Source organism: Lacticaseibacillus zeae DSM 20178 = KCTC 3804 (assembly GCF_000260435.1).
Lineage (GTDB): Bacteria > Bacillota > Bacilli > Lactobacillales > Lactobacillaceae > Lacticaseibacillus > Lacticaseibacillus zeae.
The window spans coordinates 24,002-34,401 of record NZ_BACQ01000020.1 but is presented as its reverse complement, the minus strand read 5'-3'; the positions used below and the strand labels follow the sequence as shown (position 1 = coordinate 34,401).

The following is a 10,400-nucleotide window of genomic DNA, read 5'->3' as shown; positions in this document are numbered from 1 at the left end:
ATCACGCCCGGCGGCCACTTACACTCCGGTTTCTAAGCGGGCTGGCTCACGCTTACCAAAAAAGCATCTTGTTTGATGAACGAGTCAAATCGTACGGTCAAACGGGATGCTTTTTTATTGAAAACAGAGCCATTTCAAATTAAGAAAACGTATATTTGTGCTAAAATTATGGATGTAATGAACTGTTCAAATTCAATTTTTATGTATAATCTTCATTGGCTTTTACGAGAAGGAGCTGCTTATGTTTTACTTCTTAACATCGGCAATTGATTATAATAACTCAGGCATCGAGAATGCTCAGATGAAGCGCTTAAGTCTGTTTCATAAACACAACGTCCCGGCTAAAATTGCAACGTTCACTTATGCCCGGTATCAGTACTTGTATTTAACGCGCGAATCATTAATGCCCGACGATGTTGTCAATCTGTATGATTTTTTTCAAAACCGCTTGTTTTATCATGGCCCGCGAGAAAATATCGCGAATTTTAAATTTGTGAATGCTGATGTAGAAGACAATGGAACGAACGTCATCTATCGTCGCAATGGGCAAAAAGTGATGCAGGTCTGGACGTTCACAGATTATACTTTTTATGAAAAAGGCCAGATCGAACGGGTTGAGTATTATGGTGTTAATGGCAAAATGCAGCGAAAGGATTTGTTTGATGTCCGGGGCTTTTTGTCGAGTTCTATTTATTATGCTGCTTCAGGTGCGCATAACCGCCAAGTGTTTTATGATGCTGGGGGCGTGCCGGTCATTGTCAAGCAATTCCAGAACGTAAAAGGGGATCAGGCTGAACGAATCTGGTTGCGTTATCATGAACGATCCTATTATTTTGATTCGGATGACGAGCTGACAGGGTTCTTTTATGATCAGTTAGTCAAGCAAGACGCGGAAGGGATGATCGCTGACCGTTCGTATGCGGTGGATCCGGGTATCTATCACATGCAGCAACGTGTCTATACGATTTCATTTTGGCATAACGTGCATACTGCGGTTGATGCACCATTAACCGGTGCGCTGAGTGAGACGCTTGGCGCAGAGATGGCGGAGGCGTCGCGATTTCAAGGACTGTTTACCTCAACACGCAAGCAGTCTTCGATGATTGCGAAGCGAGTTAAAAGCTTTCCGATTAAAACAGTTCCGGCTGGATTTGTTACTGATCAAACGTTGGCAGAAAAACACGTTCCCTTCGACAAGCGGCAATCGCATCATATTATCAGTGTCTCCAGGATTCATGAACAAAAGCGACTTGAGGACACGATCAGCGCCTTTGTCCAGATAAGACAGGCTGTTCCTGATGCAACGTTAAGTATTCATGGCTACATTAATGATCAAAAATTAATGGATCAGTTACAAAAGCAAGCCGATGAAGCACACTTGCACGATGCGGTCACGTTTGTTGCCTACACACCGGATTTAACCGGCGTTTACAACAACGCACAATTGATGCTGATTTCCAGCCGCTATGAAGGATTCGGTTTAGCACTGTTGGAGGCGCAGTCGCACGGTGTTCCCGCGATCAGTTACGATGTTAATTATGGCCCAAGCGACATTATTATGGATGGGAAAAGTGGTTATATCGTCAAGAATGGCGATATTCACGCACTTGCAGAGAAGGCGATTGCATTGTTCAAGGATAACCAACTTCTTCGCAAACTGAGTGATGGGGCTTATAAAAGTGCGGCGCGATTCAGCGAGGACAAAGTGTGGCAGGCATGGCAGGATCAATTTATTCAACCAGCAAGGGAGCAGAATAAATGATTTATTTAATGACAGATGTGATCCGTTACGAATTTTCCGGAATTGACTATGCCATTCGCCAACGTTATCGCCTTTTTAAAGAAATGGGTGTGCCGGTTAAAATCATATCCACCATTTATAATCGGTTCAGCGATTTGAATCGCTTCAGAGCCGGTATTGAGGCGGAAGATTGCGTCAATATGAATGACTTTTTTCAGCAAGCCGTCATTTATCATGGCCCGCGGCGGACGCTGACCGATCTTGATTTTGGTAATTTAGTCACACCGGTTCGCCAAGCGCGACAGGTGCATTACTACAAGGGGCGTTATCGGGTCGTGACGGTGACTTTAGCAAAGCCAGACTCAGGGTATCCGTTTGCACCTGATCAGATCGACAAAATCGATTTTTACGGGCACCGCGATCAATTACTGCAAACAGATTATTACGATGTGCGTGGTTTTTTATCGATGCGGCATATCTTTGATGAAGATGGCTATCTGACGACAGAACAAATGATGCGTCCAGATGGCACGGTAGGTTATGAAAACACCTACCAAAAAGACGATAACGGGCATAACGTGTTGCAGCAAACCACCCTCCAAACAGATGATGGCCTCAGTATCTTCACGACGCGGCAGGAGTTGATAACCGACTTCTTATCGCGTTTGCAGGCGATCGGCCAGCCCGCCTATTTCTTTGCCGATTGGCCGGAAATGGGGGACGCGCCGTTGTTTGCTCTGCCTACGCATCCAAAAATCATTGCGGTTCGGCACTCCGCCCACACCCAAGACCCTAATGATCCGATGAAAAGTTCATACGTGGATCGCGTCCAGAAGGAAATTGATCATCCGGAAAGTGTGCTCGGCTTTGTGACTGCCACCCAAAGCCAAGCAACTGATCTACATCAACGTTCCGGCGTCAAAACCTGGGCCATTCCACCAGCGTACAACGAATCTGCCCTTTTAGAAAAAACATCAGTACCGCTAAACCGACGGAAAAAGCACACGATCATCAGCGTTGCCCGCATTCATCCGGAAAAGCAACTCGATCAACTCATTGATGCCCTTCAATTAATCCAGCAACAGGTACCGGATGTTCAACTGGAAATTTACGGTTACATCAACGACCAATCGTATTATCAGAAGTTGCAAAAGCAGCTTGTTGAAACACACCTACAAGATCATGCACGGTTTATGGGTTATGTGCCTGACTTAAGTAAACCGTTTGACCAAGGAACAGTTTTGGCATTGACCGGCTATTACGAAGGTTTTAACCTCGCTTTGATGCAAAGCCTAGCCCACGGCATGCCTGCTGTGGCTTACGATGTGCATTACGGCATCAACGAGCAAATCAAAGATGGCCAAAATGGCTTCTTAGTCCCACTCAACGATCGAAGAACTCTGGCCAAACGTCTGACCCAGGTTTTGACCGATGCGGACTTGTGGCAGGCGCAGAGTGTGGCGGCTAAGAAATTGGCGCAGACGTATTCGAAAGCTCATGTTGTGGCAAAGTGGCGGGCATTTTTGAATGATCTGCAGGTGCCGGTTGATGGCAAGATCCAAAATAAATAAAACAAAGAGGCTCAATCATCAGTAGCCACTGATGATTGAGCCTCTTTGTTTTGTAAAAACTAGTCCTTACCGGGATGACTTACGCGACTGGCTTTTTTGACTTTTTCAAGCAGACGCCAAAATTCCAGATCCCATTCATCGCTGACTTGAACGTGTTCGTAAGGTAAAGCTAAAAATCCACTGCCAGCAAAATGGCGAATGACAATCCGTGGATAGTCGTCAATGATTTTTTGCACCAACTGCGGATCCCAATGATAATCGGGATTGTGTAGGTAAGTGAGATCGTGTTGATAATTGAAGCGCCACGGCAAAAGCTGCACGTGGCCTTCCAGAAGAATATTGAGAATTGTCTGGTCCGCTAAATGCCAGTGGGTCGTGTTGATGGTTGTGATCAGCTTGTCGACCGGAATCATTTGGTTGAACTGAGCGGTGTTAATAATCATCATGCCATTATTGAAATAGTGCCGCATGGATTTCATGCCGTAGAGTTCTTCAGCCGGATACTGATCCTCGTAGTAGTTTTTGGAAGCCGCAAACAAAAAATCGGGAACGGCAGCTAAGACATGGTGCTCATCCAACAAGTCAAATAAGCGACTGACATCGGTTTTGACAATCACGTCATTATCTAAGTAAAGCAGCTTCTGATAGTTGGCAAAATAATTAGGGGTAAACAGTCGCCAAATTGCCATGGGCGGAACCGGCACACCTTCGCCAATCGTAAAGTCCGGCGATATTTGATCGACTTCGCTGGGCTTACTCCAAAAGTCGACGGTGACTTGCGGTAAGCCAAATTTTTGCGGAAGGGTTTTAATATAGTCGATATCCGGTTGCTGGACATCCTCACAAACAACCAGAATCTGCAACGGCTGGTTATTTTGATAATTTTCCAAAATCGACGTGATCGCCACGGCGGTTAATTGAAGATGAAGTCGGGTGACGCAGAAAACAACGGCATTTTCACTCATTCAGAAGCCTCCAGAATGTTCGCTAAAATATCATAATTGACTGGCCTTTGATGCCAGCAGCCTGACTTGATGCAGGGCCTGCCAAAAAGCTGCTTCCCACTCGTCATGGAGCGCGACATGTTGGTAAGGTGCGGAAACCGGACCTTCGCCGGCGAAGTGACGAATGGCAATGTGTGGGTAAGCCGCCAGCATTGGTTGGATGCGCTCGGGATCCCAGTGATAAGGATCGGTGAAATATTTTTTGCTATGTTGATAATTGTAACGATAAGGCAATAGCGACGTGCTTTCTTGAAACATGAGATTCATCAGCGTTTGATCTGCCAGGTTCCATGACGTGGTTTGAATGAGCTTAAGGATGTCTCCGGGTTGATAACTGGCATTATAACGCGCTACGTTCATGACGATGACCCCACCATTAAAATAATGCTGCATATCGGCCATGCCATATAAATACATGGTATCAACCTTGGACGGCAACTCATAATCTTTGGAAGCTGCGAATAAAAAGTCAGGGACTGCCGCAAGCGTATGCTGGTCATCTAACCGGTCAAACAACTTGGAAACATCCGTATTGACAATGATGTCATTATCCAAGTAAAGCAGTTTTTGATAGTTCGAAAAGTAAGCTGGCAAAAACATCCGCCAGAAAGCCATCGGTGGCGTCGAGCCAGTGCGTCCGCGCATTTGATAAGGCTTCAGATCCTTAGCCCAAGCCGGTGGTGCCCAAAAATCAATCGATGCTGAAGGGCGGTTCAATTGCTGCGGAAATGATCGAATCAAATCAATATCTGCCTGGAGGACATGATCGCAGACGACTAAAATTTTTAAGGGTGTTTGTTGATGATAATGTTGTAACAATGTGGTGATGGCCACGGCCGTGAGTTGAATATGTGGGCCAGTCACGCAAAAGACAACCGCCTGCTGCTCCAAAAGAAAAACCTCCTGAACGTGAGCCGGCGCGGTTAGAAGTCGGCGTGTAAGCGGCCCTAGGCTTGGTGGGCCGGACCTAGCCATTGCGACCGGGGAATTTTCACGTAAGCTTCTGCACTGGCAAACGCGTTAATATGCTGGTACTCTGTCACGAATCGAAAACAAAGGTTACTTGATTTCCGGTTGAATTGTATGAATCGGACTGATATTAAAACTCAACCGCTTAACATTGATCAATACGCGTAGAAATTCTTCTTCCCATTCATCGGCAAGACGAACATGTTGGTACGGGCAGGTGAGGCGTCCGGTACCGGCAAAATGGCGAATCAGAATATGCGGATACTCATCCGTCACCGTTTGGACCAATTGTGGATTCCAATCAACCTTGGGATTATCAAAGAATGCCAGTGAGTGTTGGAAATTGTAGCGATATGGCAGATATTTAACATGACCGACAGCCAAAATATTAATAATGGTCTGATCAGCTAAATGCCAATGAGATGTATTGATGACGTGCAGCAAACGGCTTACCGGAATCAACCGATTGAATTTCGCCACATCGATCAACATGACGCCATTATTAAAGTAATGCCTCATGGAATCGATACCATAGGCTTCTTTGGCGTTAAAGTTGGCAGGGCCGTAACCAACGTCGGTCGCAAACAAAAAGTCTTTTACCGCTGCCAGCACATATGGCTCGTTCAGCTGGGCAAAGATGTTGCTGACATCAGTTTCGATCATCGTGTCGTTGTCTAAGTAAAGCATGCGATCGTAGTCATTAAAGTAATTAGGCATAAACAATCGCCAGATGGCCATCGGCGGCACTGGTACGCCGCTGCCGATGGTAAAATCCGGTCTGATTTTGGAAATTTCTTGCGGAATTGACCAAAAATCGACGGTCACCATGGGTTTGCCATAGATAACCGGCAATTGTTTCATAAAAGCGATGTCTTGTTGGCGCACGCCGCTGCAAACAATATTGATTTGTAAGTCTCTTTTAGTTTGATAGTGTTCAAGGATCGTGGCGATGGACACGGCGGTAAGTTGCAAGTGGGTCCCTGTGACGCAATAAACGATGACGTTTTTGCTCATGAAGACGTTAGACCTCCATCTGTTTCAAATTAACGCGCTTTCTGAGAAATTATGTACCAAGTGTTATAGTATCTTTATGACAAAAGGCACATCAAAGGACCGCTTATTGAAAGATCGAAATAAGCGGGTAAATGACACCAGCCACGGCAATAATGGCAATAACAACGGCGATGACTTTTTGTAAAGTTTGGCCGGAATCTTTCTTAACAGGAGGATCAACCAGCTGTTTTTTTTCAGCCTTGAACCGGTCGTGTATTTCTTGATCCAGCGTATGTTTTTTTGGTTTTGACATGATAAGCTATATTATATTATAAAATGACTAATATTAATAGGTGGTTCTAGAAAGCCAGAACATGCTTAGCTGAAAAGGAGTTTGCTTTTTGAAACTAAGAGAGCATTTGGCATTACATAAATATGTTAAACTGGCGAAACAAGTTATTGCAAAACGGGATATTTATCGCGCAATGTCAGATAAGGAACTGAAGGCGCAGACCCGGCATTTTCGTGAAGCCTTGAAATCCGGAAAATCGTTGGCCAGCATCATGGTGCCGGCCTTTGCCGTTGTTCGCGAAGCAGATCGGCGGGTGCTGGGGATGGAGCCTTTTTATGAACAGGTTTTAGGCGCACTCGCCATGCAATTTGGCAATGTTGCGGAAATGAAAACCGGGGAAGGCAAGACGCTGACGGCGACGATGCCGATGTACCTCAACGGCTTGGCGGGTCCGGGGGCTTTTTTGATTACGGCCAATGCTTATTTGGCAAATCGGGATGCTGAAGATATGGGTCGCGTCTATCGATGGCTCGGCGTTTCGGTAACGGCCGGAGTTTCCAAAGAAGGCCAGGAAGATGAAGATCGGGATGTCGATGATATTTATCAGCACGATATTGTGTACACCACCAACAGCACACTAGGCTTTGATTATTTATTAGACAACCTGTCCGGCCCGGAAAAGCCAAAGTATTTAACCCATTTTCGCTTTGCGTTACTTGATGAAATTGATGCGGTCTTGCTGGATATGGCCCAAACGCCGCTGGTGATTTCCGGTGCGCCACGCGTTCAGTCGAATTATTTCCTGTTGGCGGCCGAAGTGATCCCATTGTTACAAGCCGACCGCGACTATGTGCTCAGCGACGACAAGAAAAAGGTTTGGTTTACCGAGGCCGGCATCGCGTTACTGGAAGTTTATTTTGGCGTTTACCATTTGTTATCGGCTAAGTGGCGGGATTTATACCGACACTTGGTGTTAGCTTTGAAAGCCCAATTTTTATTCATTCGTAATCGCGATTATGTGGTCGTTGATCACGAGGTTAAATTGTTGGATATCACCAACGGACGCGAGTTGCAGGGGATGCGCCTGGAAGCCGGCCAGCATCAGGCGATTGAGGCTAAAGAGCACCTGCCGATTTCGGACCAGACCCGCTCAATGGCATCAATTACTTACCAGAATCTGTTTCGCATGTTTACCCATTTGTGTGGCATGACGGGAACAGCAAAAACAGACGCGGCCGAGTTTCGGGAATCGTACCATTTGGACGTGGTCATCATTCCCACGCATAAGCCGAATATCCGCCAAGACAAGCCGGATCGACTTTTCCTCGATACAGAACATAAGATTTATGCCTCAGTTGACATGGTGAAGCAGGCTTATGCGGAGAAAAGGCCTGTATTGATCGAAACCGGCTCTGTGACCATGTCGAATTTGTATTCGCGGGTGCTACTAAAAGCCGGCATTCCGCATAACTTGTTAAACGCGCGCAGTGCTTCAAAAGAAGCCATGATTGTCAAAGAAGCCGGCCAACCGGGAACGATCACCGTAGCGACATCTATGGCCGGGCGCGGAACCGATATTCATTTAGGCAAAGGTGTGGTTGAAAAAGGCGGCTTACTCGTCATTGGTACCGAACGTATGGATAATGCCCGGATTGACAATCAACTGCGAGGCCGCGCTGGGCGGCAAGGTGCGCCAGGCGAAACAGTGTTCTTTGCTTCGTTGGAAGATCGGATCTTGCTTGAACATGGCCCGAACTGGCTGAAAAAGTTTCGGCGAAAATATCGCGGTCACGCTGAAAAGCTGCCGCAACCGTTAACGGGCCATCGGTTTCGCCGGCTGATTAATCATGCGCAGGCAGCCTCGGAACGGTCAGGACGGGATTCGCGCTTTCAAACGTTGGAGTTTTCCGAAGTCATGCGGATTCAACGGGAGACAATTTATCGCACTCGCGACGAAATACAGGCTAGTCAGGACTTAGAAGCGGCGGTTGACAAACTGTTGAATCGAACAATCGATGAATTTTTGGCGGATCATCATCAACTAAATGAAGATCAGCTGATGGACTTCATTTTGAATGTGATCAGCGCCCAGCTCATCACGGATAGTATGACCATTCCCGCTGTCGAGGAATTGCGACCGCGGCAGATGAAAAAAACGGTTAAGCCTTTTTTGCGCCAGCTGATGGATCAACAATTGCAGGCTCAGCACCAGTTGCTGCCGTCGCAGGATCAATTTGATTATTTCGAAAAAGTGTCACTGCTGAAGGCGCTTGATACGGCGTGGATCGAGCAGGTTGATACCTTGCAGCAGCTGCGATCCACGGCTAATTCGCGTGCTTCGGCTCAGCATAATCCTTTCTTTGAATATCAAAAAGATGCGCGGGAGGCGTTTCACCGCATGACTGGCGATTTTGCCCAGCGTGCGGTTAAAAACCTGATGTTATCGACCATTCACAAGAATCCAAATGGTAGTGTTCAAGTCGGTTTTCCGGAAGCTTAACGGAAGCCGGCAGCACAATTGCCGTGAATATACAGGCCGTCAGCGTGATTGGCTTTTTCCAGTCCGTGAACCCGTGGTTGAGGAGGCATTTTTTAGTGAGTAATAAGCACGACATGTTGATCCGCTCATTATGGACAGCATTAATTTTAGGCATCGTGGCTTTGGGGCAGCTGGTTTTATTGCCGGGAACGGACATTGCTTCAGCCAGCGAACAACTTAAATCAGTGCCGTTTTTGCAACTGGTTGCCGGTGCGACCGGTAGTCAGTTGCAAAATGCCACTATCTTATCTTTAGGCATGCGTCCGTACATGACCGGCATGATTGTGTGGCAGGCCATTCAAATGCTGTTTGATGAGCAGGTGCAACGCTGGACCCTTCGAAAATCGGGGATTGCCCAACGGTTCATCACGTTGTTCTTTGCCTTTATTCAAGGCTTTGAAATGGTTTATGTGATGCGCAGTGCCATTAAGCCAATTTATCTGCCTGGGTTCAGTTTTAATTTTGGCTTGGTGCTGGTTTGGATCATTTTGATCGGCGGCGCGATGTTTACCACATGGCTGGCTGATTTGAATATGGCTAAAGGGGTGGGCAGCTCAGTGGCGTTGATTATTCCATCGCTGGTATTTTCGCTACCCAATGTTTTAAACAGCGGGTTTTATCAGCGTCGCCATCCGATCTCGGAGCAGGAGTACATCATTGCGGGGATCGTTGTGTTGGTGTTCATTGTGGTGATGACGATCATCAACGAAGCTGAATTACATATTCCAGTTGAACGCCCCTTACTGGAAAACGAACTAGCAAAGTCGTATTTGCCGATTCGGTTACTGGTCGCCGGATCCATGCCGTTTATGTTTTCTTCGTCTTTGTTCAGTTTGCCGACTTATTTTGTGAATCAAACCGTCGGGCCCACCAGTGAATGGCAACGACAAATTATTAAGTGGTTTTCGTATAACACGCCCCAAGGAATTTTTTCCTACGCGATGGTCATGATTTTCTTGGGGTATGCATTTGGCTATATGAACATGCAGCCGAGTAAGTTAGCGAAAAATCTCAAGGAAAGCGGCGACTATATTATTGATCAGGTACCGGGCGAAATGACCAACCGTTTCTTGCTGCGCCATTTTTCACTGATGTCGGTTTGGGGCAATTCGATTCTTGTGGTGATTGCGATTACCCCGTTGATTATTGGCCTCAAGTATCCGCCCATTGCGAATTATTCCGTGATGCTGGGGCAGATCTTGATCTTAGTCACCATTATGGACACCGTAGATTCACAAATGCGGGCCCTTTGGTATAAGGATCGTTATCAGGTCATCTGACAGGGAGGAAA

The 10,400-nt window shown here is 46.5% G+C and carries 8 protein-coding genes; 4 read left to right on the top strand and 4 right to left on the bottom strand.

Going from position 1 to position 10,400, the window contains the following annotated elements; translation table 11 throughout:
- Positions 1-241 precede the first annotated feature (241 nt).
- Both GSO_RS03535 and GSO_RS03530 read left to right on the top strand, forming a co-directional pair.
- Positions 242-1,762, top strand: a complete 1,521-nt coding sequence (locus GSO_RS03535) for a glycosyltransferase (RefSeq protein ID WP_010489070.1) — start codon at positions 242-244, stop codon at positions 1,760-1,762.
- The gene (locus GSO_RS03530; RefSeq protein ID WP_010489068.1) at positions 1,759-3,312 is read left to right on the top strand and encodes a glycosyltransferase; all 1,554 of its coding nucleotides are present in this window, start codon (positions 1,759-1,761) and stop codon (positions 3,310-3,312) included. The genes GSO_RS03535 and GSO_RS03530 overlap by 4 nt, the downstream gene beginning before the upstream one ends.
- Positions 3,313-3,371: 59 nt before the next feature.
- On the opposite strand, the gene GSO_RS03525 is transcribed toward GSO_RS03530, so the two are convergent.
- The 4 genes from GSO_RS03525 to GSO_RS03510 all read right to left on the bottom strand — a co-directional run bounded on the left by GSO_RS03525 (position 3,372) and on the right by GSO_RS03510 (position 6,591).
- Positions 3,372-4,277, bottom strand: a complete 906-nt coding sequence (locus tag GSO_RS03525) for a glycosyltransferase family 8 protein (protein WP_010489066.1) — start codon at positions 4,275-4,277, stop codon at positions 3,372-3,374.
- Positions 4,278-4,307: 30 nt separating this feature from the next.
- Entirely contained in the window at positions 4,308-5,207 is a 900-nt protein-coding gene (locus GSO_RS03520) for a glycosyltransferase family 8 protein (protein ID WP_010489065.1), read from the bottom strand.
- Positions 5,208-5,375: 168 nt separating this feature from the next.
- The gene (locus tag GSO_RS03515; RefSeq protein WP_010489063.1) at positions 5,376-6,299 is read right to left on the bottom strand and encodes a glycosyltransferase family 8 protein; all 924 of its coding nucleotides are present in this window, start codon (positions 6,297-6,299) and stop codon (positions 5,376-5,378) included.
- Between the two features lie 103 nt (positions 6,300-6,402).
- Positions 6,403-6,591 carry a hypothetical protein gene (locus GSO_RS03510; protein ID WP_010489061.1) on the bottom strand — a complete coding sequence of 63 codons (189 nt, stop codon included), beginning with the start codon at positions 6,589-6,591 and terminating at the stop codon, positions 6,403-6,405.
- 88 nt (positions 6,592-6,679) lie between these two features.
- Here GSO_RS03510 and secA2 point away from each other — a divergent pair, with 88 nt between their 5' ends.
- Both secA2 and GSO_RS03500 read left to right on the top strand, forming a co-directional pair.
- Positions 6,680-9,070: an accessory Sec system translocase SecA2 gene (secA2, locus tag GSO_RS03505; RefSeq protein ID WP_010489058.1), complete on the top strand. Its 2,391-nt coding sequence runs from the start codon at positions 6,680-6,682 to the stop codon at positions 9,068-9,070.
- A 95-nt stretch (positions 9,071-9,165) separates the two neighbouring features.
- The gene (locus GSO_RS03500; protein WP_010489056.1) at positions 9,166-10,389 is read left to right on the top strand and encodes a preprotein translocase subunit SecY; all 1,224 of its coding nucleotides are present in this window, start codon (positions 9,166-9,168) and stop codon (positions 10,387-10,389) included.
- Positions 10,390-10,400 lie beyond the last annotated feature (11 nt).

Coding starts and splice junctions, on each gene's coding strand:
- GSO_RS03535 (WP_010489070.1), top strand. CDS start 242: ATGTTTTACTTCTTAACATCGGCAATTGATTATAATAACTCAGGCATC.
- GSO_RS03530 (WP_010489068.1), top strand. CDS start 1,759: ATGATTTATTTAATGACAGATGTGATCCGTTACGAATTTTCCGGAATT.
- GSO_RS03525 (WP_010489066.1), bottom strand. CDS start 4,277: ATGAGTGAAAATGCCGTTGTTTTCTGCGTCACCCGACTTCATCTTCAA.
- GSO_RS03515 (WP_010489063.1), bottom strand. CDS start 6,299: ATGAGCAAAAACGTCATCGTTTATTGCGTCACAGGGACCCACTTGCAA.
- GSO_RS03510 (WP_010489061.1), bottom strand. CDS start 6,591: ATGTCAAAACCAAAAAAACATACGCTGGATCAAGAAATACACGACCGG.